We start from the raw sequence: 20,498 nt of genomic DNA on the forward strand, positions 1-20,498 counted from the left end.
GAAAACGCGAGTGGGCGGTGTATGAGCTTTGGTCCATCCGTGCCGGATACAACCTTGCGTTGACTCATTGGCTGCAATCGGCCAGAAGCGGACGCTCTCCAGAGTCCTTCTACATAGTTGATTGCCAAGCTAATCCCCAAGCTCGAATTGCTGAAACCCCACGCGCCTGACGTAAACCCAAAAGTCATCCTTTGGCTCATATTGCTCCATGCAAACACTTTGATTCTGGCACAGTTCATCTTCGTCGATCAGGATGCGATCCCAATCGAAGTCAGGGTTCTTGGAAATGGTATAGCTAGGGTAAGGTTTGTCGAGATCGAAGTGGATCGAGTACACGAACAACGGAGATTCCCACGGCATGTGGGTTTCGTACAACCGCATCAGTTCGGGCATCTGTGCTTTACAGTGCTGTTCGGCAAACCTCAATGCCTGGGGCAAATCATCCCACGTAGCCTTGACCGCGCGTTGCGCAGCGGCGAGCCTGGCGTAAGGTGGCTCGTCATTGTGGTGCTGGACGTAAATCAATCGGCTGCCGAACTGGAATTCGCATTGCCAGACACCCGAGGGAGCACGCCAGTGACCAAGCATGGATTCGGTCAGTAGATTGATGTCCATATCGGTACCACAGATGGAAAGGTGCTCAGTTTACCCTCTCAAATATCAGCCTGGGAATGCGCAGGCGTTTGGGCTATTTGTCCGACATCCATGGGGTGTGACCGGCAGCAATGGGTCGAAAACTGCCGATCGTGAACGGCGGAAATCGACCCGAAGCGTGGTAATCCACAATTTCTGGCTCTAGGCAGTGCCAGCAAACGTCTCGGTTAGGCGTTTGATTGTTCCAGGCTGCTTGCATAGTGCTGTATCGCCATTCGATACCCATCAGTGCCGAACCCTGCGAGCACGCCTTTGGCAACGCGTGACACGTAGGAAAAATGCCTGAAATCTTCACGCCTGTGGACATTTGAGATGTGAACCTCAATCACCGGTACCTCGGCTGCAATCAACGCATCGTGGATGGCTGCCGATGTATGGGTCCATGCTCCTGGATTGATCACAATCCCCGCAATCCTTCTACGGGCGTGGTGAATCCATTCAATCATTTGCCCTTCGTGATTGGTTTGCTGAAACTCAATTACAAGCCCAAGTTCTTCGCCGTACTCACGACACGTCTGCTCAACGTCGGCCAATGTTTCCGACCCATACACCTCGGGCTCTCTCAATCCCAACATGTTCAGGTTAGGGCCGTTCAAAACCAGGATGGTGTTCATCATTTAATCCTCGCGAGTCGCTTCATTTCTTTACGGTACTCATGGCTGCCAGACGTGCCTTATGATATTCGCCGGCTTCTGTGGATTGGGCATCGCGGTTACCGAGGTCGGCTGTAGGAATTCGAGAGGTCTCGGGCGCGCACCAGGCCGCGATACCCGCTAGCAACGTGCACACACAGGCGATCCCACCGACAATCAAGGGTATGTTTTCAGTCCCAGGGCCTGCGATCAGGGCAAACAGAGCAGGTAACATTGCGGTGATGAACAGTCCGCTGTTTTGCGAAATTGCCATCCCCGACACGCGGTAACGTGTTTCAAATTGCTCTGGGAAAAAGGATGGGAACACCGCGTTGTAGCCCTGGTAGATCATTCCCCACATCAGCAGTGAGGCGCCGAAAGCAAGCGGGAGGCTGTGAATGCTGATTGCGTATAAATAAGCAAAGGACATCAGCCCGCAACCAAAGGCGCTTGCGATGATCAGAGGCCGGCGCCCAACCTTGTCAGAAAGATTGCCCACGAAAGGGATGCACAGCACCGCCACGATATTGCCAACGACCGGGATCCACAGGTACACGCTTTTATCGAAACCGATGCCATAGGCAGGTTGCACCGCATAGGCCGCTCCAAACACGGTCGTAATGACTGGAATAACATTCATCAACGAAACCCCAACGACCACCAGCATGCCTCTCCAGCTGTGTTTGAAAGCTCCGATAACCGGCGATTCAGACTTCTCATCTTTCTTTGTTTGCTCTACGAATACTGGCGGTTCCTCAACTTCCCGGCGAATGATAAAGCCAGCGATCAGCACCACAGCGCTCAAAAGAAAGGGAATACGCCAGCCCCAGCTATTGAAGGCTTCATCGGACATGAAATAGGCCAGAGGCAGGAAAATGGCTGCTGCGAGTACCTGACCTGCCTGTACCCCTTGAAGTGTGTAGCTGCCGAAGTATCCTCTTCGTCCTTGGGGTGCATGCTCCAGAATCATTGAGCTGGCTCCCGAGATCTCTCCCGCTACAGCAAACCCCTGCACCAGTCGCAGAACTACTAGCAGGATAGGTGCCCATATACCAATCTGGTGGTAGGTCGGCAGCAGGCCTACCGCCATGGTGGCGAATCCCATCAGGAACATGCATAGCAGCAGTACGTTCTTGCGTCCTCGAGTATCACCCCAGTGCCCCAAGAAGAACGCGCCGATAGGGCGAGCAATGTACCCAACCCCGTAAGTCGCCATAGCCGCCACGATGGCAATCTTTGGATCGGTTGAGGGGAAGAAGAGTTGTGGAAATATCAGTGCTGCCGCTTGGGCATAGATGAAAAAGTCGTAATACTCCAACGCGGAGCCGATCCAACCACTCGCGGAGGCTTTCTTGGCTTGCTTGGAACGGTGCTGCTCTGTCGCTGTTGCTGTGTTCATCTGACTACTCCAGATATTGTTTTTATAGGTCTGGCAGGGCAGCAAAAACCGCCCCTGGTACACGCAAAACAGGGCATGACTGGAAGCCATGCCGGGCTCAAATACGGTCGATTTCTATGATCGAGCCGCTTTTTGCGGCCTGTGAAATAGCCTCAGTAATGATCAGATTCCGCAGTCCGTCGCGCACGGAGACCAAAGGCGTTTCCGTGCCTCGTATGACGTTGCAAAAGTGCTCAAGCTGGATCTCAAGGGGATCTGTGCGGTCGACAGCGCAGTGGCCCGTTTGGAAGGGCTTCCACCATGATCTGTCTTCGGCCTTCACGTAGTATTTGAGACGCATTGTGGGCACTGACAGTGAGCCGTTCTTCCCACTGATGACGTAGCAATCCTCATCCTCGTAGGACGGATAGCTCGCGTTTTCTTGCGATGTTTGTTCCCAACTGCGGGCACATCCGGTGCTATCGGAAAGCAAGAAGGAACCGAGAGCTCCATTCTCAAAGCGCAGGCCGATACACACGGTATCTTCGACAGGAAATCCACGTGCGACACTCGACTGCATTGCTTGAACAGCAACAATTTCTCCGCACAGCGAACGCAGGTTGCCGATCTCATGGATCATATTGATCAAGATAGGGCCACCGCCTTCCTGGCGTCGCCAGATGGCAGCGTCGAAATAGTCATCTGGTTTGTAAAACAGAGCGCTGCCTTGCACGGCAACGATGTCTCCAAGAATGTCGCCACGGATGATCTCTCGCGCCTTGGCAAGAATTGGGCTATGCGCTCGATGATGTCCTACGAGCAGCTTGGCGTCAGTTGCATCGGCAACAGCGAGTAACCGCCTGCCCTCCTCAACGCTGTGCGCCACCGGCTTCTCTATCAGCGCTGCAACACCAGCCTCAATGCATTGCAAAGTCTGTTCGACATGTAAGGCGTTTGGAGTGGCGAGAATTACGCCGTCAGGCTTGTGCTCGGCGAAACAAGCCAGAAGATTTTCATACTGCGAGGCGCCCAGCGAGTCTAGGTAGGAGCCATCAAGTTCGAACGGATCGATAACGGCTGACAGTTCGCAAGAAGAACTCGCTTGGATGAGTTCGATATGGCGTCGACCGATGAGGCCGGCACCCGCTACCGCAATTCTGATTTTGGACATGCTTTGATCTTCGCGAGCGTTATTGTTTTAAATCTCGACGTACTGAAGTCGTGATTCGATCTGCTAGGATCAAGGCTACTATCAACGCGCAAAGCTATAATTGAGCCATATGGAAAATCAGAATTCTCCATTAGTAAATAATGATCCCTTCCTGAGGGATCTGCTTCTGTTCTCAGTCATCGCAAAACGTGGAAGTTTTAGCGCGGCCGGGACAGAGCTTGGAATTTCTCCCGCCCATGTCAGCAAGCGTGTTTTGGCGTTGGAAGAAACGCTGAGCTGCAAGCTCTTTAACCGGACAACCAGGCGGGTTTCGATCACCAAAGATGGCGAAACGATGCTCGTTTGGGCGCAGACGATCATGGACAACGTCAATGGGATGCTGGAGACATCACTGGGTGACCGGGTCGAGCCCAGAGGCACGCTGCGTATCAGCACAAGCCAGCGAATGGGACGATTTCACATCGCTCCAGTTCTAGCCTTGCTTCGTAAACGCTACCCAAAATTAGAGGTGTGGCTTGAGCTGGTTGACCGTCGAACTGATCTCATTGGGGAGCAGTTCGACATCGACATCCGAGTTGGAGAAGTTAACGAGCAAAATCTGATTATTCACAAAATCGCAGATAGCCAGAGGATTCTCTGTGCTGCTCCGAGTTACCTGGAAGAGCGCGGTAATCCAAACTCTGTGAGCGAGCTTCAACGCCACGATTGCCTGTTGTTTCGTGGGAGGGATCAAAGCTTTGGTGTATGGCGGCTCGAGGGGCCAAACGGTCTTGAGTCGGTGAAAGTCACAGGGCCCATGGCATCCAACCACAGTGATGTCGTTCGAGAGTGGGCGCATGATGGTTTCGGCATCATCATGGCATCAACCTGGGATGTGGCCCCGAGCATCAGGAATGGGACACTCATTCGCATTCTGCCTGAACATTTCCAGCCGGCGAATGTGTCCGCAGTCACTACGATTCGGGCTTCTGGCTCGATGAAGATCAGGGTATGCCTGGAGTTTCTGAGTGCACACCTGAGTTGTGGCCCTTACGCGCTACGAAATGGCTAAGTCCCAGAGGGTGTCGCTACGACCGGCATTTATTGGCCGAAATCCGCCGGTCAGCCCCCTCCTCCCCAAAAATCCCGCCCCTCAACCCACATGCTTCTCCACCAAAAAATCCACAAACGCCCTAACCCGCGCCGGCATCGCCGCTCCCCCCACAAACACCGCATGAATCGGCTCCACATCCCCCGGGTTAAACTCCTCCAGCAACACCACCAACTCCCCCCGCCTCACCTCCTCCACCACACTAAACGCCCCAATCCTCGCCACCCCCGCCCCCAGCTTCGCCAACTGCGCCAATGCCTCGCCGCTGTTCCCCTCAATCGTCCCCGCTACTTTCAGCGAAAACTCCCGCCCCTCCACCCGAAATGGCCAATCCGGCGCCGCCCGGCGGAAGTTGAAGCGCAGGCAGTTGTGCTGCAGTAAATCCTGCGGCGTCACGGGGGTGCCATGCCGTGCCAGGTACCCCGGCGAGGCGACGATAACCTGCCTGGTAGAGCCGATAAGGCGAGCAGTCAGGGGGCTGTCGGCGAGGGGGCCGAAGCGGATGGCGACGTCGGCCTGGCCGCCGAGGATGTCTACGACTTCGTCGCCGAGCATCAGGTCGACGACGATGGCGGGGTAGCGGGCGCTGAAGGCGGCGATCAGGGGGACGATGGTCATGCGGCCGTGGGCCAGTGCGGCGCTGACGCGCAGGCGGCCGCGGGGCGCGCCCTGGTCGGTGATGGCGTCTTCGACTTCGGCCATGTCGGCGAGGATGCGCCGGGCGCCGCGCAGGTAGGCTTCGCCTTCGGCGGTGAAGGTGATGGCGCGGGTGGTGCGCAGCAGTAAGCGGGTGCCGATGCGCTGTTCAGTGCGGGTGATGATGCGGCTGATGGCCGATGGGGTCAGCCCCAAGGCCCTTGCCGCACCCGACAGGCTGCCGTGCTCGGCGACCATGGTGAACACTTCCATCTCGCCCGACCGCCCGCCGATGTCCATTTGTGCCTCCTGCGCAAAGCTGTAGTTCCCAACCAGGGGCTACTGCTGCAAAAGGCAGGATTGTAGCATTTGGCTCACAGATGAGGAGTCACCCATGCGTATCAATCCACCCCTTGTAGCATTGTCCGTCGGTGCCTTTGGCATCGGGGTCACAGAGTTTGCCCCTATGGGCATGTTGCCCGGTATCGCCGCTGATCTTGATGTCTCCATTCCCGCTGCGGGGCTGTTGGTGAGCGCCTACGCCATGGGCGTGTTGATTGGCGCGCCGATCATGACCCTGGCGACGGCCAGGGTGCCCCGCCGCTATTTGTTGATCGGGCTGATGGCGATTTTTACCCTGGGTAATTTGCTGTCGGCGTTGGCCAGCAACTACCAGACGCTGATGATCGCCAGGCTGGTGACGTCGCTCAATCACGGGGCGTTCTTTGGGATTGGCTCGATCGTGGCCGCAAGCCTGGTGGCGCCCGAGAAGCGCGCGGGGGCTGTGGCGGCGATGTTCATGGGGCTGACCCTCGCAACCATTGGCGGCGTACCCCTGGCGACCTGGTTTGGCGAGAACTTTGGTTGGCGCACAGCGTTCTGGGGCATCAGTGGGCTAGGCGCAGTGGTGATGGCGGCGCTGTGGTGGGCCTTGCCCAATGCTCCGGCCCCTAAAGGCGGCGGGCTGATGGCGGAAATTCGTGTGCTGGGGCGCGGGCCGGTGCTGGCGGCGTTGGCGCTGACCGTGGTGGGCTCAAGTGCGATGTTCACGGTATTCACCTACATCGCGCCGATTCTGCGAGACGTCACCCACGCTTCGACCAACTTCGTCACCGGGATGCTGGTGCTGTTCGGCATCGGGCTCACCCTGGGCAATGTGTGGGGCGGCAAGTCTGCGGACCGCTCGGTGGACCGCACCTTGATCATCTCGCTGGTGGTGTTGATTGCCGTGCTGTTGGCCTTCTCGGTGCTCATGCAATGGCCGCTGCCCGCTGCGCTGTCGATCCTGCTGTGGGGCGCTGCCAGCTTTGCCCTGGTGCCGCCGTTGCAGATGAGGGTGATGGAGGCAGCAAAGGATGCGCCTAACCTGGCTTCGGCGATGAACATCGGTGCGTTCAATTTTGGGAATGCGATTGGTGCGGCATTGGGTGGCGCGGTGATCAATGCCGGGCTGGGCTACCCGGCCATATCCCTGGCAGGCGCACTGATGGCGGGCCTGGGCTTGCTGATGGTATTGGGGCTGAGCTGGCGTTCGCGGCGGGCCGACTCACGCGCTGGCCGGGAGACGGTGCAAGCCTGAGTAGCGTGCAGGTTGTTCGTCTAGACTTCATGCACCTTTCAACCCGAGGAGCCTTGCGATGAACAACAAGAATACGATCTGCCTCTGGTACAACGGCGATGCCCTGGAGGCAGCGACCTTCTACGCGCAGACCTTCCCCGACAGCGCAGTAAAGGCCGTGCACCGTGCGCCTGGCGACTACCCGGCTGGCAAGCAGGGCGATGAGTTGACCGTGGAATTCACCGTGCTGGGTATCCCCTGCGTGGGCCTCAATGGCGGCCCGGCGTTCAAACACAGTGAGGCGTTTTCCTTTCAGGTGTCCACGGATGACCAGGAGGAAACCGACCGCTTGTGGCATGCCATCATCGACAACGGTGGGCAGGCAAGCGCTTGCGGTTGGTGCAAGGACAAGTGGGGGCTGTCGTGGCAGATCTCACCGAGGGTGTTGGTCGATGCGGTTACCAGTAAAGATCCTGCCGTCGCCAAGCGTGCGTTTGAAGCGATGATGACCATGACCAAAATCGACATCGCTACCATCGAAGCCGCCATTGCCGGGAAGTAATGTGGAAGCGCTCGAGCCTTGGCGAGGCCGCGATGGCGGTGGGTCAGGCAACATAGATGCCGACAGCACCGACGCCATCGCAGGCAAGCCAGCTCCCACCCTTGATCTTCAGCGCAGTCCTGAATTGCGCACCCTTCCCATCCTCATGCGCTAAAAAAATGTGGGAGCGCTCGAGCCTGAGCGAGGCCGCGATGGCGGTGGGCCAGGCAACATACATGCCGACAGCACCGCCGCCATCGCAGGCAAGCCCGCTCCCACAGTTTGATTGCGCGCCCTCCCCCCATGCGGCAAAAAAAGTCATCCAACGGACGCCCGGTTGCGACACCGGCGATACCGGCCTATGTTCCAAGCCATGCTGTTTTTTTGCTGTCCCTCGCCCTACGCCCATCCCGTAACCAGGAGACGACATGCCCACGCCTTCACGCCCTGCCGTACTTGAGCTGATCGGCAACACCCCATTGGTCAAGGTCAGCCGCTTCGATACCGGCCCCTGCACGCTGTTTCTCAAACTGGAATCGCAAAACCCCGGCGGTTCTATCAAGGACCGCATCGGCCTGGCGATGATCGACGCTGCCGAACGCGACGGTCGCTTGCGCCCTGGCGGTACCATCATTGAAGCCACCGCCGGCAATACCGGCCTGGGCCTGGCGCTGGTGGGCCGGGCCAAGGGCTACCGGGTGGTGTTGGTGGTGCCCGACAAGATGTCCACGGAAAAGGTCCTGCACCTCAAGGCCATGGGCGCCGAGGTGCATATCACCCGTTCCGATGTGGGCAAGGGCCACCCCGAGTATTACCAGGACGTGGCGGCACGTTTGGCCAAAGATATTCCAGGCTCGTTCTTCGCCGACCAGTTCAACAACCCAGCCAACCCCTTGGCCCACGAGACCAGCACCGCGCCGGAGATCTGGGCGCAGACCCAGCACGACGTGGACGCGATTGTGGTGGGTGTCGGCTCGGCCGGCACCCTCACCGGTTTGACGCGCTTCTTCAAGCGCGTGCAACCCGAACTGACCATGGTGCTGGCCGACCCGGTCGGTTCGGTGATGGCCGAATACAGCCGCAGCGGCAAGCTGCAAACTCCCGGTTCCTGGGCGGTGGAAGGTATCGGCGAAGACTTCATCCCCTCGATCGCCGACCTGTCCAGCGTGCGCCACGCCTACTCCATCAGCGACGCCGACAGCTTCGACCACGCCCGCCAGTTGCTCAAGGCCGAAGGCATTCTCGGCGGCTCATCCACCGGCACCCTGCTCGCCGCTGCCTTGCGCTACTGCCGCGAGCAAACCGAGCCTAAGCGCGTGGTCACCTTTGTCTGCGACACCGGTACGCGCTATCTGTCCAAGGTTTACAACGACCAGTGGATGAACGACGCAGGCCTGTTGCAGTACAAGCACTACGGCGACCTGCGCGACCTGATCGCGCGCCGCTTCGAAGACGGCCGGGTGATCAGCGTGAGCCCCGACGACACCCTGCTCACCGCCTTCCAGCGCATGCGCCTGGCGGACGTGTCGCAACTGCCGGTGCTGGTCGATGGCCAGACCCTGGTGGGCGTGATCGACGAGTCCGATATTCTGCTGGGCCTGCACCACGACGCCGCAGACTTTTCCATGAGCGTCGCCAGCGCCATGACTAATACGCTGCACACCCTGGCCCCCAGCGCCAGCCTGGCCGAACTGCAGGCAGAACTGGATCGCGGCCTGGTCGCCATCATTGCCGACGCTTCAGGCTTCCATGGCCTGATCACCCGCGTCGACCTGCTTAACCACCTACGGAGATCCCTTGCATGAGCCAGCCCGATAACAGCGCGTTTGCCACCCGTGTGATCCACGCCGGGCAGTCACCCGACCCGACCACGGGCGCGCTGATGCCGCCGATCTACGCCAACTCCACCTACCTGCAAGACAGCCCCGGCGTGCACAAGGGCTTTGACTATGGCCGCTCCCATAACCCCACGCGTTTTGCCCTGGAACGCTGCGTGGCCGACCTTGAAGGCGGCAGCCAGGCGTTTGCGTTTGCCTCGGGGCTGGCGGCGATCTCCACTGTGTTGGAACTGCTGGATGCCGGCGCGCATATCGTCTCGGGCAATGACCTGTACGGCGGCACCTTCCGACTGTTCGACAAGGTGCGCCAGCGCAGTGCCGGGCACCGCTTCAGCTATGTCGACCTCAGCGACTTGTCAGCCTTTGAAGCGTCATTGCAGGACGACACGCGCATGGTCTGGGTCGAAACCCCTAGCAACCCGCTGCTGAGCCTGACCGACCTGCGCGCCGTGGCTCGCATCTGCCGTGCCCGCGGGATTATCTGCGTGGCCGACAACACCTTTGCCAGCCCCTGGATCCAGCGCCCGCTGGAGCTGGGCTTCGACATCGTGGTGCACTCCACCACCAAATACCTCAATGGGCATTCCGATGTGATCGGTGGTATCGCTGTGGTTGGCGACAACGCTGAATTGGCCGAACGCCTGGGCTTCCTGCAAAACTCCATTGGCGCCATCGCCGGGCCGTTCGATGCCTTCCTGACCCTGCGCGGGGTAAAAACCCTGGCGCTGCGCATGGAGCGCCATTGCAGCAATGCCCTGGACCTGGCCACCTGGCTGGAACAACAGCCGCAAGTGTCACGGGTTCACTACCCAGGCCTGGAATCCCACCCACAGCACGACCTGGCGAAACAGCAGATGCGCGGGTTTGGCGGGATGATTTCAGTGGACTTGAACAGCGACCTGGCCGGCGCGACACGCTTTCTGGAAAACGTGAAGATCTTCGCCCTGGCCGAGAGCCTGGGGGGCGTGGAAAGCCTGATCGAACACCCGGCAATCATGACCCATGCCAGCATCCCGGCGGCGACGCGAGCGCAATTGGGCATTGGCGATGGGCTGGTGCGGCTGTCGGTGGGGGTTGAAGATGTGGAGGATTTGCGCGCCGATCTGGCGCAAGCCTTGGCCCACATCTAACCGCCATGATCGTTCCCACGCTCTGCGTGGGAATGCCACCCAGGACGCTCTGCGTCCCCAAGCGTGACGCAGAGCGTCACCGGATGCGTTCCCACGCGGAGCGTGGGAACGATCAGTGTGGGTCAGCCTTGGGTGATGTTGGCCCGCGCTGCATGCAGCTTCTTGTAGCTGTCGATCAAGCGCAAATGCCGGTCCAAGCCTTCCAGCTTCATGCTGGTCGGCGTCAGCCCGTAAAACCGCACGCTGCCGTTGACCGAACCGATCACCGCGTCCATGCGCTCATTACCGAACATGCGCCGGAAGTTGGCCTCGTAGTCAGCCAGTTCCAAGTCGTCATCCAACTCCATCTCCAGCACCGCGTTCATCGCCTGGTAAAACAGGCCGCGCTCAACCGTGTTGTCGTTGTACTGCAGGAACATCTCCACGCACTCCTTGGCCTCTTCATACTGCTGCAAGGCCAGGAAGATCAGCAGCTTGAGCTCCAGGATGGTCAACTGGCCCCACGCCGTGTTGTCATCGAACTCGATGCCGATCAGCGTGGTGATATCGGTGTAGTCGTCCAGCTCGCTTTCTATCAGGCGCTCGACCAACGCCTGCAACTCTTCCTCGTTGAGGCGGTGCAGGTTGAGGATGTCTTCGCGGAAAAACAGCGCCTTGTTGGTGTTGTCCCAGATCAGGTCGTCCACCGGGTAGATTTCCGAGTAGTCCGGCACCAGGATGCGGCAGGCGGTAGCGCCCAGGTGCTCGTACACCGCCATGTACGACTCTTTGCCCATGCCTTCGAGGATGCCGAACAGCGTGGCGGCTTCCTGGGCGTTAGAGTCTTCGCCCTGGCCAGAGAAGTCCCATTCGACGAACTCGTAATCGGACTGGGCACTGAAGAAGCGCCACGACACCACGCCGCTGGAATCGATAAAGTGCTCGACGAAGTTGTTCGGTTCGGTGACCGCCTGGCCTTCGAAAGTTGGCTGCGGCAGGTCGTTCAAGCCTTCGAAGCTGCGGCCTTGCAGCAGCTCGGTGAGGCTGCGTTCCAGCGCCACTTCCAGGCTGGGGTGCGCGCCGAACGAAGCGAACACGCCACCGGTGCGCGGGTTCATCAAGGTCACGCACATCACCGGGAATTCACCGCCCAGGGACGCATCCTTGACCAGCACCGGAAAGCCCTGGGCTTCCAGGCCTTCGATGCCCGCCAGGATGCCTGGGTACTTGGCCAACACTTCGGCGGGTACATCTGGCAGCGCAAATTCGCCTTCGATGATTTCGCGCTTCACCGCCCGCTCGAAAATCTCCGACAGGCACTGCACCTGGGCTTCGGCCAAGGTGTTGCCGGCGCTCATGCCGTTGCTCAGGTAGAGGTTTTCGATCAGGTTGGAGGGGAAATACACCACCTCGCCATCGGACTGACGCACGAACGGCAGCGAGACAATGCCACGGGCCTCGTTGCCGGAGTTGGTGTCGAACAGGTGTGAACCACGCAGCTCGCCCTCGCGGTTGTAGACTTTCAGGCAGTAGGCATCGAGGATTTCACTCGGCAGCTCGTCGTTGGGGCCCGGCTGGAACCAACGCTCGTCCGGGTAATGCACGAACGGCGCGTTGGCCAGGTCCTCGCCCCAGAACTGGTCGTTGTAGAAGAAGTTGCAGTTCAGGCGCTCAATGAACTCACCCAGCGCCGACGCCAGCGCGCCCTCTTTTGTCGCACCCTTGCCGTTGGTAAAGCACATCGGCGAATGCGCATCGCGGATATGCAGCGACCATACGTTGGGCACGATATTGCGCCACGAAGCGATCTCGATCTTCATGCCCAGGCCGGCGAGAATCGCCGACATGTTGGCGATGGTCTGCTCCAGCGGCAGGTCCTTGCCGGCAATGTAGGTGCCCGCCTCGGACGTGGAATTGGGCATCAACAGCGCCTGAGCATCGGCGTCGAGGTTGTCGACTTCCTCAATCACGAATTCCGGGCCGGCCTGCACCACCTTCTTCACGGTGCAACGGTCGATGGAACGCAGGATGCCTTGGCGGTCCTTGTCGCAGATGTCTGCGGGCAATTCGACCTGGATCTTGAAAATCTGGTTGTAGCGGTTTTCCGGGTCGACGATGTTGTTCTGCGACAGGCGAATATTCTCGGTGGGAATATTGCGCGTCTGGCAGTACAACTTCACAAAGTACGCCGCACACAACGCCGACGAAGCCAGGAAGTAGTCGAATGGCCCCGGTGCCGACCCATCGCCCTTGTAGCGGATGGGCTGGTCGGCAATGACCGTGAAGTCATCGAACTTGGCTTCAAGCCGAAGGTTGTCGAGAAAGTTGACCTTAATTTCCATGCGGGCACACCAGAATAACGAGCTAAACAAATTGGCCGCCATTATGAAGCGTTTCGCTGGGAAGTCTCAGGGATTTGCGTATGGGCTGCCGATCGGTGCTAACGTCCAACCAGTTAGATAATGCTCACCTCTGCCAGGACAGGCCATGGAACCGATAGCGACGAACGCCGCACTGTTGATCATCGATATGCAAAAAGGCATGGCCGATCCCACCCTTGGGCGCCGCAACAACCCAGACGCTGAGCTGCACATACAGCAATTGCTCAATGCCTGGCGCCAGGCGCAACGCCCGATCATTCATGTGCGGCATATCTCCCGCTCTGACGCTTCGGTGTTCCGGCCAGGCCAACCTGGCTGCGAGTTCCAGGATGCGTTGCACCCCCTGACCCACGAACATGTGGTGGAAAAAAATGTACCGGATGCCTTCAGCGCCACGGGCCTGGAGCGCTGGCTGCACCTGCGCTCGATCCAGCAGTTGGTGATCGTCGGCGTCATCACCAACAATTCAGTGGAATCCACCGCACGCTCGGGCGGCAACCTGGGGTTCGACGTGATCGTGGCGGCGGATGCGTGTTTTACCTTCGACCAAACCGACTTGTCGGGGCGGCTGTGGGCCGCTGAAGATGTGCATGCGTTGTCGCTGAGTAACTTGGCGATGGATTATGCAAGGGTGCTGAACACCGGGGAAATCCTGGCACGCCAATAACAAGGACGGCAGATATGGTTCGAGGCAAACGCATTGTGGTCATTGGCGCCGGTATCGTGGGGGCTTCACTGGCCTACCACCTGGCCGGCAAGGGCGCGAATGTGACGGTGGTCGATGCCGGCGACGTTGCGTCCGGGGTCACGGCTACTTCATTCGCCTGGATCAACACCACCCACAACGCGCCTGACCCCATTGCCTCTTTGCGCAGTGCAGCTATCCGCGAGTATCACCGCTTGGAACAGGAGCTGCCCAGCGTAAAAATTCGTTGGACGGGCGCCCTGTGTTATGGCACTAACACCCAACCGGCGATGGCTTTACGGGTCAACCGCAAGCGTATTCGCGAGCTTGAACCGCAGTTGAAAAAACCGCCCGAGCACGCGCAGTTCAAAGCCGAAGAAGGCGCGTTGGACGCGGTACACACCACCCTGGCGTTAATAACGGGGGCCCAGGCCCACGGCGCCAAGCTGCTGACGCATACGCGGGTGTTGGGCTTCAAGACTCAGGGCTCACAGGTCACCGGCGTTGAAACCCGCCTAGGCGTCATCAATGCTGACGTAGTGGCGCTCGCCGCCGGAACGGGCACCCCAGCGCTAACGAAGCTGCTGGGTTTCCCCTTGCCGATTGATGCCTCCCCCGCGATCTTTATCCGCTACAGCGCCCCTTCCGGCATTGTGCGCACGCTTATTTCCAACCCGGCGATGGAGGTGCGCGAAAGTGCCGAAGGTGCCTGGCTGGCAGCGGAAGACTACCTGGACGATGCCCCGCACAACCAACCGGCCGCCATTGCCATGCGCACCGCCCGCACCATTGCAGATGAGCTCGAAGGCGTCACGTCTATCGAGCTGCAATTGGCCTGCGTCGGGCTCAGGCCCATGCCGGCAGATGGCATTCCCATCATTGGCGAGTTGCCGAGCCTGAGCGGTGTGTATGTCTGCGCGATGCATCCTGGGGTAACGCTGGCGGCCATCGTCGGGCGGCTGGCCAGTGAAGAGATCATGGATGACAGGGCCTGCCCCGCCCTGGCCGCTTGCAGGCCGCACCGATTCTTTCCCCGCTAGAAACGGCTAAAACACCCGGCATCTTCCAGCATTTGCGGCAACGCCTGCGGCCATACCGTATCGCTCGTCGCGCGTAGGGCCTCTGCCGACCACCAGCGATGATCCGCCATCACTTGGGCCTCCTGTACCGTCCACTCGGCCCTGGATAACGCCTCGCTGGGCGCATGCACAACGAAGTACCGCTCAACCGCCAGCACCGTTTCGCCGCAGGGTAGCATCAAGGTCACGTTGCGCTCTGCTACACATTTCCCGACGCTACTGACGGTGATACCGGTCTCTTCGCGCAACTCACGAATCGCGGCGCTGTGAAACGTCTCCCCGGCCTCCACGCCACCGCCCGGCGTGGCCCAGTAATCCTGGCCGGCCAAGGCACCGTCTTTATGCACGAAGCGGAACAGCAATACTTGCTGTGCAGGGTTTATGACCAGTAATCGTGCGGCTTTGCGTTCACGCATGTGATTGACTCCTTTTCCACCACTATGGAAGGTCATTCTAACCGCACAAGTTCCGGCGTTTTCGTCATGCAGGCACTTCGCGCTGAAGGTTGCTGTAATATCCCCTCGCTAACCAATACAGCCAAGCCAGTACCAGGAGCGACAGTGCCATGAAGGACCATGATTCGATGAAACCCAGGCGTAAGACATTCAAGGCGCTTGTCTACATAGAACGCGACGGGGACGAGGACGGTTGGGTAACGTTTGACTGCTTCAGTAGGCGTATATCGCGCTCCGGCTTTTATGGACCAAAGCGAATCGGTGGCCTCCTAACTCTTCGCCTGCCTTTGATGTCCCTGGTGCAGCGATTTCCAACGATTGAAGACTCTGAAAGCCAATGGGTGCAGCTGATCGTAGCGTCCCATGCCAACGAGAAATCGGTTGAAGCACTAGTTGTGATGTTTGGGGACAACGCTGAGCCAGTCGTCCTGCACATCTGTGACATCACTCCTCTACAGTTAAGCCAGGAGGAGAATGACGCTTTCATGCTAACGAACGCACCGCGCTCTCCTGAAACGCTCATTACCGGTGTACTGGATTTCTCTTTGCAGCACGCAGGTGAACTCTCGGTCGCGGCATATGATGTAGGCCAGGGTAACTGCAACGCGATCATTGATGAGTTTGAACACCCACGTGTCTTTTTTGATTTGGGATGGGCGCCCAACTTTCATGCGTGGACGCGACCACCGCGTCAGCCAAATTTTTTCTCATGTGACGACGTCAGAGTTGCACCCGTTGTTCTCTCTCACTGGGATATGGACCATTGGTCATACGCAATCGCCAGAAGCCAATACAACCCCGCAAGCTTAACCACTCGGCACGAGTGGAACCCCAAGGCGCTGGCTCGTTTCTGGATTGCCCGCGCCCCCGAACGACCAGAACATCAAGTCAGTCCACTAGCATTGAGCTTCTATGAAGCGCTGACAAACAAGCAGCTTATGCCGGGTATATCGGCCATGCTTCTATGGCCGGATGATTGCGCGCACATTCGATTTTCCGAGGGCTGGCTTGAAGCCTGTGAGCCCACATTGCCGACTCCAAGCGACAGAAACAACACAGGAATCGCGATGTTTGTTCAACAAAAGGGCCAAGGGCCGGCAATTCTCATGACAGGTGACGCCGACTTTCCGTCCATACCCTCCCTCACAAGCAACCAGCAACTTGAACTAGCCGGCATGGTGGCGCCTCATCACGGGTCAAAGATAACGATGACCTCTGTACCTCGCCCCAAGCCGGGCACCCCCATGAGATTGGTTCTATCCGTAGGTAAAGGAAATGGATACGGGCATCCCACGCAAGCTTCACTCAATGCGTATCAAGCAGCAGGCTGGCATGGCACTGCGGTGCTGACTCAGGATCGGCAGATCTGCAGGGATGCTCACAGACACAAACACGCCCACGGCAACGTCATACTTAAGTTCTCGGTGAATACCCCGGACCCTCTATGCAGTTGCTGGAGAGTGCTCATGGGCGGCTTGTGCATGACGCCAAGTATAGCCCCTACTGTTCCACCGATCGCCGGGGTAAAGCCTGTGCGATTGCGTTAGGGCAGGGTAACAACAGACTAGAAAGCGACCCTCCTGTCATTGCGCCGCAACCATCCAACTCAAAAATGCTCGTAATCGCGTGGTAAATACCTCGCGCTGCGCGCTGGGGTTGCGTGCTTCAAACAGGAAGTAGGCGATTTGCACGCGCATGTTCGGGTAATGCTGAACGAACAGCCCGACGTAGTCTTCCAGGGTTTTCGGCCATTTTTGCGCATCTTCCGATCGCAGGGTGTGGGTAGCGCGGATCAAGGCCCGCGATGCTTCCCGCTGCTGGCCAAGCCGTGTGTGTTCAGTGCTGGCCTGCTCGATACGTACCAGATACGCCGTAAGCGCCTGTTCAAAATCGCCGTTGACCGCCAGGGCGATGGCGCGAGACGGGCGAAACGGTTCGAAGTGCAGCGACAGGTCTTCGCCCCAGAGACAGCGGCAATGATGTTTGAGCCAGAAGCCCCAACTGTTTCGGTTTTCGGGCGCCAACACCTGGGCGCGATGGCCGATGTCGAAGTCGATCTTGGTGACCTGGGGATGCCGTTGCTCCAACGCGAGTCGGGCCGACTCCAATTGTTCAAGCACGGGCGCATCCGGTGGCTCGACCAGTATCAGGGAAAGGTCAAGATCAGAAATGCCGATCTCACCTTCGCCCCGTGCGATGCTGCCATACAGGTAAATCCCGTGCAGCCCCAGTTCAGGTTGGGACAAGGTGGCGCAGATGTCCGCCAGGAGGGGTTGGAACTCGAGTTGTATAGGCCCATCGGCAACGGTGAGGATATAGCCGTCGACATCAATGCCTGCAGATTTTTGGGTGTTCACGGGCGGTGCACCTCAATCACCAGACCTTCCTCTTCACTCGGCACACTGAAATGGCGAGTGATCAGGTCGAACTCGGCATCGGTGGCGGCAAAATCGTGCTCACCTCGGGCGTTGCGCGCGTGCAGGCGCGCACGAGAGGTGGCGTCGTCCAGTTCCAGGTAATGCAGGCAGTGCGGCACCTTGGCTGCCTGGGCCAGGGCAAGCAACCATTGACGATTGGCGAGGGTGTTGGCCGGAAAATCCAGCACCACATTGACGCCGCACGCCAACAGATCAATCACCAGCGGCTCAAGTACCCCACAAACCCGCTGGGCACAGCGCAGGTAGTCGGCAATGCTCTGGATCTCACCAGGGTAGAGACTGGCCAGCCACTGGTCTTCGCTGAGCACAATGGCCGCGTGCTCGGCAGCCAGGGTTTTGGCGAGTGTGGACTTACCGGATGCGATCTTGCCGCAGAGCAGATGCAGAGTGGGCATAACGCGATTCCTCATGTCGGGCCAGGAAGGATGAGTCATATAGCCGCTGTGGTAAACGTATCTACATAACTTTGTGGGCTGTAGCAGCAGACGGTAACCACGATGCGAAGCGAGCCGCTTTTGATCTTGCTCTTGATCTGCTTGTGATCTTAAGCGCCCCGTTAAACCACGCTGGCCGGAATTCGACAGGGATTTGGGGGGTAAACCGGCAGGGATGCCGGTTTAGCCGCCCCGCGCCATGGATGGCGCGTGGCGGCGGCCCCCCAAATCACTGGCGGATTACGGGCACACCGAGCCTAGGCGAGGTGCCGAGTGGTGGGGCAAGAGCCCTTTGGTTACTTTGGGGCTTTTCCAAAGTGACCCGCCGTCAGGGCGGAACCCTAAGTGGCCGTTACCTAAATAACGGATATGTACCCGGTCCAACTGTGTTGACTGTGAGGCCGTCTTCGCAGGCAAGCCAGCTCCCACATTTGGATTGCGGTGCATCAGATAGATCAGCGCCAGCTGTGAGGCAGTCACGGGAGCAAGCTCCCTCGCCACAGGTCAACATTGTGTAGATACCAATGCCTATGCAGGGGAACGCCGGACCGAAACACACCTCGACACGCCCTCCCAGTGAACTTTCTTACAAGTGCCATGCTCCTTTCCTATGCGAAGTCAGCGCGCCCTGAGTCCAGGGTGCAGAACGATAAGGAGCCGCCACCACCATGACAACCCTCCCCACTTACCCCGTCGTCAGGCCTGGGCCGTTGCACGGGGCTTTGCTTGCCGGCACCGTGCCGTTGTTTCTCGGGGCCTTGCTCAGTGATATCGCCTACGGCCAGACCTACCAGATCCAATGGGCCAATTTTGCCTCCTGGCTGATCGCCGGAGCCTTGGTGTTCTGTGGTTTTGCCCTGCTGTTTGCGCTGGTCAACCTGATGCGTGCCGAACGCAAGGCCGGGCGCCCGGTGGCGTACTTCCTGCTGTTGCTGGGCACTTGGCTGCTTGGGTTGGTCAATGCCTTCCAGCATGCCAAGGACGCCTACGCCATGATGCCTGCTGGCTTGGTGCTGTCGGCGATCGTCACCGTGCTGGCGATTGTCGCCACCTGGATCGGCTTGACCAACTTGCGCTCAGGAGCTGCCCGATGAAACCACTCAACACACTGACCCTGCTCAGCGCCGCCCTGTTGCTCAGTGCCTGTGGCGGCGAAGGTGACAAGACCCAGGCACGCGGCCCTGACCCCAAACTGCCCGAGCAACAAAGCAGCCTGTTGCCGAGCATGAAGATTGCCGAGCCCACGCCGTGGGGCGATCAAAAACCCAAGGTGCCCGAAGGCTACAGCGTGACCGCCATTGCCACTGACCTGGCGATCCCGCGCCAGACCCTGGTGCTGCCCAACGGCGATATCCTGGTGGCCGAAGGCCGTGGCGGCAGCGCGGCCAAGCTCAAGCCCAAGGACGTGATCGCCAGTGTGATCAAGGCCCAGGGCAACACCAAGGTCAAAGGCGGCAACCGCCTTACGCTGCTGCGTGACGCCGACGGTGACGGCACCTATGAACTCAAGACCGTGTTCGCCGACAACCTCAACGCCCCCTACGGCCTGGCATTCGCCGACGGCAAACTGTATGTGGCCAACCAGGATGCACTGGTGCGTTTTGACTACGCCGACGGCCAGACCAAGGCCAGCGCGCCACCGGTCAAAGTCACCGACCTGCCGGCGCAGATCAACCATCACTGGACCAAGTCGTTGGCCGTAAGTGACGACGGGCGCCAGCTGTATGTGGGCATCGGTTCCAACAGCAACATCACCGAACGCGGCATGGAAGTGGAGATCGACCGCGCAATGGTCTGGCAGATCGATGCCGCCACCGGTGCGCACAAACCCTACGCCACGGGCCTGCGCAACCCGACAGCGCTGACCATCCAACCGGGTTCCGGGCAATTGTGGACGGTGGTCAACGAGCGCGATGAACTCGGCCCCGACCTGGTGCCGGACTACCTGACGTCGGTGCGCGAAGGTGCCTTCTACGGCTGGCCTTACAGCTACTGGGGCCAGAACGTCGACCCCCGCGCCCAACCGCAAAACCCGGCCAAGGTCGCTGCTGCGATCAAGCCCGATTACAGCCTGGGCTCCCACGTGGCCGCGTTGGGCGTGGATTTTTCCATCCCCGCCCTGGGTGAAAAATTCGCTGACGGCGTGTTTGTCGGCGAGCACGGCAGTTGGAACCGTGACAACCCAGTGGGCTATAAAGTGATCTTCGTACCGTTCAGCAACGGCAAACCGGCGGGCGAGCCCATCGACTTTGCCACCGGCTTTCGCGGCGAAGACGGCAAAACCCGTGGCCGCCCGGTTGGAGTGACCGTGGACCCCAAAGGCGCGCTGATCATTGCTGACGACTTGGCCAATACTGTTTGGCGAGTCACACGTAACCAATAATCGAGGAACTACGCAACGGGGTAGTGAGACTGATGG

General features: G+C 59.1%; 20 protein-coding genes. 10 read left to right on the forward strand and 10 right to left on the reverse strand.

Annotation, left to right across the window (positions count from 1 at the left end):
- Positions 1 to 129 precede the first annotated feature (129 nt).
- The 4 genes from V8689_RS15255 to V8689_RS15270 all read right to left on the reverse strand — a co-directional run bounded on the left by V8689_RS15255 (position 130) and on the right by V8689_RS15270 (position 3,835).
- On the reverse strand, positions 130 to 615 hold the full coding sequence (locus V8689_RS15255) for a hypothetical protein (RefSeq protein ID WP_056783606.1): 486 nt from the start codon (positions 613 to 615) through the stop codon (positions 130 to 132).
- Positions 616 to 821: 206 nt separating this feature from the next.
- Positions 822 to 1,271 (reverse strand): type II 3-dehydroquinate dehydratase, encoded by a 450-nt coding sequence (gene aroQ, locus V8689_RS15260; RefSeq protein WP_056783609.1) that lies wholly within the window; start codon positions 1,269 to 1,271, stop codon positions 822 to 824.
- 19 nt (positions 1,272 to 1,290) lie between these two features.
- A complete protein-coding gene (locus V8689_RS15265; protein ID WP_060766120.1) occupies positions 1,291 to 2,685 on the reverse strand; it encodes an MFS transporter in 1,395 nt (464 codons plus the stop codon).
- Positions 2,686 to 2,782: 97 nt separating this feature from the next.
- Positions 2,783 to 3,835, reverse strand: coding sequence for a Gfo/Idh/MocA family protein (locus V8689_RS15270; protein WP_056787518.1), 1,053 nt, complete (start codon positions 3,833 to 3,835; stop codon positions 2,783 to 2,785).
- A gap of 109 nt (positions 3,836 to 3,944) precedes the next feature.
- On the opposite strand from V8689_RS15270, the gene V8689_RS15275 reads away from it, so the two are divergent.
- Entirely contained in the window at positions 3,945 to 4,886 is a 942-nt protein-coding gene (locus V8689_RS15275) for a LysR family transcriptional regulator (protein ID WP_056787516.1), read from the forward strand.
- A gap of 81 nt (positions 4,887 to 4,967) precedes the next feature.
- Here V8689_RS15275 and V8689_RS15280 read toward each other — a convergent pair whose 3' ends face one another.
- Positions 4,968 to 5,861 carry a LysR family transcriptional regulator gene (locus tag V8689_RS15280; RefSeq protein WP_056787513.1) on the reverse strand — a complete coding sequence of 298 codons (894 nt, stop codon included), beginning with the start codon at positions 5,859 to 5,861 and terminating at the stop codon, positions 4,968 to 4,970.
- Between the two features lie 94 nt (positions 5,862 to 5,955).
- Here V8689_RS15280 and V8689_RS15285 point away from each other — a divergent pair, with 94 nt between their 5' ends.
- The gene (locus V8689_RS15285) at positions 5,956 to 7,140 is read left to right on the forward strand and encodes an MFS transporter (RefSeq protein ID WP_056787511.1); all 1,185 of its coding nucleotides are present in this window, start codon (positions 5,956 to 5,958) and stop codon (positions 7,138 to 7,140) included.
- A 58-nt stretch (positions 7,141 to 7,198) separates the two neighbouring features.
- Positions 7,199 to 7,681: a VOC family protein gene (locus V8689_RS15290; protein ID WP_056787508.1), complete on the forward strand. Its 483-nt coding sequence runs from the start codon at positions 7,199 to 7,201 to the stop codon at positions 7,679 to 7,681.
- Positions 7,682 to 7,724: 43 nt separating this feature from the next.
- On the opposite strand, the gene V8689_RS15295 is transcribed toward V8689_RS15290, so the two are convergent.
- Positions 7,725 to 7,982: a hypothetical protein gene (locus V8689_RS15295; RefSeq protein ID WP_155717288.1), complete on the reverse strand. Its 258-nt coding sequence runs from the start codon at positions 7,980 to 7,982 to the stop codon at positions 7,725 to 7,727.
- 106 nt (positions 7,983 to 8,088) lie between these two features.
- Here V8689_RS15295 and V8689_RS15300 point away from each other — a divergent pair, with 106 nt between their 5' ends.
- Positions 8,089 to 9,465, forward strand: a complete 1,377-nt coding sequence (locus V8689_RS15300) for a pyridoxal-phosphate dependent enzyme (protein ID WP_056787502.1) — start codon at positions 8,089 to 8,091, stop codon at positions 9,463 to 9,465.
- Positions 9,462 to 10,628: a cystathionine gamma-synthase gene (locus tag V8689_RS15305; protein ID WP_056787499.1), complete on the forward strand. Its 1,167-nt coding sequence runs from the start codon at positions 9,462 to 9,464 to the stop codon at positions 10,626 to 10,628. Before V8689_RS15300 ends, V8689_RS15305 begins: the two co-directional genes overlap by 4 nt.
- A 122-nt stretch (positions 10,629 to 10,750) precedes the next feature.
- On the opposite strand, the gene V8689_RS15310 is transcribed toward V8689_RS15305, so the two are convergent.
- Complete coding sequence (locus V8689_RS15310) at positions 10,751 to 12,949, reverse strand: OsmC domain/YcaO domain-containing protein (protein ID WP_060766117.1); 2,199 nt, start codon at positions 12,947 to 12,949, stop codon at positions 10,751 to 10,753.
- A gap of 145 nt (positions 12,950 to 13,094) precedes the next feature.
- On the opposite strand from V8689_RS15310, the gene V8689_RS15315 reads away from it, so the two are divergent.
- Both V8689_RS15315 and V8689_RS15320 read left to right on the forward strand, forming a co-directional pair.
- Complete coding sequence (locus tag V8689_RS15315; protein WP_056787493.1) at positions 13,095 to 13,655, forward strand: cysteine hydrolase family protein; 561 nt, start codon at positions 13,095 to 13,097, stop codon at positions 13,653 to 13,655.
- Between the two features lie 14 nt (positions 13,656 to 13,669).
- Positions 13,670 to 14,713, forward strand: coding sequence for an NAD(P)/FAD-dependent oxidoreductase (locus tag V8689_RS15320; protein ID WP_056787490.1), 1,044 nt, complete (start codon positions 13,670 to 13,672; stop codon positions 14,711 to 14,713).
- Here V8689_RS15320 and V8689_RS15325 read toward each other — a convergent pair.
- Positions 14,710 to 15,168 (reverse strand): NUDIX hydrolase, encoded by a 459-nt coding sequence (locus V8689_RS15325; protein ID WP_056787488.1) that lies wholly within the window; start codon positions 15,166 to 15,168, stop codon positions 14,710 to 14,712. The two genes, V8689_RS15320 and V8689_RS15325, sit on opposite strands and share 4 nt — an antisense overlap.
- Positions 15,169 to 15,317: 149 nt before the next feature.
- Between V8689_RS15325 and V8689_RS15330 the strand changes: the two genes are divergently transcribed.
- The gene (locus V8689_RS15330) at positions 15,318 to 16,754 is read left to right on the forward strand and encodes a hypothetical protein (protein ID WP_434520564.1); all 1,437 of its coding nucleotides are present in this window, start codon (positions 15,318 to 15,320) and stop codon (positions 16,752 to 16,754) included.
- A 36-nt stretch (positions 16,755 to 16,790) separates the two neighbouring features.
- On the opposite strand, the gene V8689_RS15335 is transcribed toward V8689_RS15330, so the two are convergent.
- Positions 16,791 to 17,564, reverse strand: a complete 774-nt coding sequence (locus V8689_RS15335; RefSeq protein ID WP_056787484.1) for a nucleotidyltransferase domain-containing protein — start codon at positions 17,562 to 17,564, stop codon at positions 16,791 to 16,793.
- A complete protein-coding gene (locus tag V8689_RS15340) occupies positions 17,561 to 18,040 on the reverse strand; it encodes an AAA family ATPase (protein ID WP_056787480.1) in 480 nt (159 codons plus the stop codon). The genes V8689_RS15335 and V8689_RS15340 overlap by 4 nt, the downstream gene beginning before the upstream one ends.
- Positions 18,041 to 18,747: 707 nt before the next feature.
- On the opposite strand from V8689_RS15340, the gene V8689_RS15345 reads away from it, so the two are divergent.
- Both V8689_RS15345 and V8689_RS15350 read left to right on the forward strand, forming a co-directional pair.
- Positions 18,748 to 19,173: a DUF2231 domain-containing protein gene (locus tag V8689_RS15345; protein ID WP_056787476.1), complete on the forward strand. Its 426-nt coding sequence runs from the start codon at positions 18,748 to 18,750 to the stop codon at positions 19,171 to 19,173.
- Positions 19,170 to 20,462 (forward strand): PQQ-dependent sugar dehydrogenase, encoded by a 1,293-nt coding sequence (locus tag V8689_RS15350; protein ID WP_056787475.1) that lies wholly within the window; start codon positions 19,170 to 19,172, stop codon positions 20,460 to 20,462. The genes V8689_RS15345 and V8689_RS15350 overlap by 4 nt, the downstream gene beginning before the upstream one ends.
- Positions 20,463 to 20,498 lie beyond the last annotated feature (36 nt).

The organism is Pseudomonas sp. AK181, assembly GCF_051122975.1.
In the GTDB taxonomy this organism is placed as follows: Bacteria; Pseudomonadota; Gammaproteobacteria; order Pseudomonadales; family Pseudomonadaceae; genus Aquipseudomonas; species Aquipseudomonas lactis.

Excerpts from the sequence above, each read along its gene's own strand:
- V8689_RS15255 (WP_056783606.1), bottom strand. The coding sequence starts at position 615 with ATGGACATCAATCTACTGACCGAATCCATGCTTGGTCACTGGCGTGCT.
- aroQ (WP_056783609.1), bottom strand. The coding sequence starts at position 1,271 with ATGATGAACACCATCCTGGTTTTGAACGGCCCTAACCTGAACATGTTG.
- V8689_RS15265 (WP_060766120.1), bottom strand. The coding sequence starts at position 2,685 with ATGAACACAGCAACAGCGACAGAGCAGCACCGTTCCAAGCAAGCCAAG.
- V8689_RS15270 (WP_056787518.1), bottom strand. The coding sequence starts at position 3,835 with ATGTCCAAAATCAGAATTGCGGTAGCGGGTGCCGGCCTCATCGGTCGA.
- V8689_RS15275 (WP_056787516.1), top strand. The coding sequence starts at position 3,945 with ATGGAAAATCAGAATTCTCCATTAGTAAATAATGATCCCTTCCTGAGG.
- V8689_RS15280 (WP_056787513.1), bottom strand. The coding sequence starts at position 5,861 with ATGGACATCGGCGGGCGGTCGGGCGAGATGGAAGTGTTCACCATGGTC.
- V8689_RS15285 (WP_056787511.1), top strand. The coding sequence starts at position 5,956 with ATGCGTATCAATCCACCCCTTGTAGCATTGTCCGTCGGTGCCTTTGGC.
- V8689_RS15290 (WP_056787508.1), top strand. The coding sequence starts at position 7,199 with ATGAACAACAAGAATACGATCTGCCTCTGGTACAACGGCGATGCCCTG.
- V8689_RS15295 (WP_155717288.1), bottom strand. The coding sequence starts at position 7,982 with ATGACTTTTTTTGCCGCATGGGGGGAGGGCGCGCAATCAAACTGTGGG.
- V8689_RS15300 (WP_056787502.1), top strand. The coding sequence starts at position 8,089 with ATGCCCACGCCTTCACGCCCTGCCGTACTTGAGCTGATCGGCAACACC.
- V8689_RS15305 (WP_056787499.1), top strand. The coding sequence starts at position 9,462 with ATGAGCCAGCCCGATAACAGCGCGTTTGCCACCCGTGTGATCCACGCC.
- V8689_RS15310 (WP_060766117.1), bottom strand. The coding sequence starts at position 12,949 with ATGGAAATTAAGGTCAACTTTCTCGACAACCTTCGGCTTGAAGCCAAG.
- V8689_RS15315 (WP_056787493.1), top strand. The coding sequence starts at position 13,095 with ATGGAACCGATAGCGACGAACGCCGCACTGTTGATCATCGATATGCAA.
- V8689_RS15320 (WP_056787490.1), top strand. The coding sequence starts at position 13,670 with ATGGTTCGAGGCAAACGCATTGTGGTCATTGGCGCCGGTATCGTGGGG.
- V8689_RS15325 (WP_056787488.1), bottom strand. The coding sequence starts at position 15,168 with ATGCGTGAACGCAAAGCCGCACGATTACTGGTCATAAACCCTGCACAG.
- V8689_RS15330 (WP_434520564.1), top strand. The coding sequence starts at position 15,318 with ATGAAGGACCATGATTCGATGAAACCCAGGCGTAAGACATTCAAGGCG.
- V8689_RS15340 (WP_056787480.1), bottom strand. The coding sequence starts at position 18,040 with ATGCCCACTCTGCATCTGCTCTGCGGCAAGATCGCATCCGGTAAGTCC.
- V8689_RS15345 (WP_056787476.1), top strand. The coding sequence starts at position 18,748 with ATGACAACCCTCCCCACTTACCCCGTCGTCAGGCCTGGGCCGTTGCAC.
- V8689_RS15350 (WP_056787475.1), top strand. The coding sequence starts at position 19,170 with ATGAAACCACTCAACACACTGACCCTGCTCAGCGCCGCCCTGTTGCTC.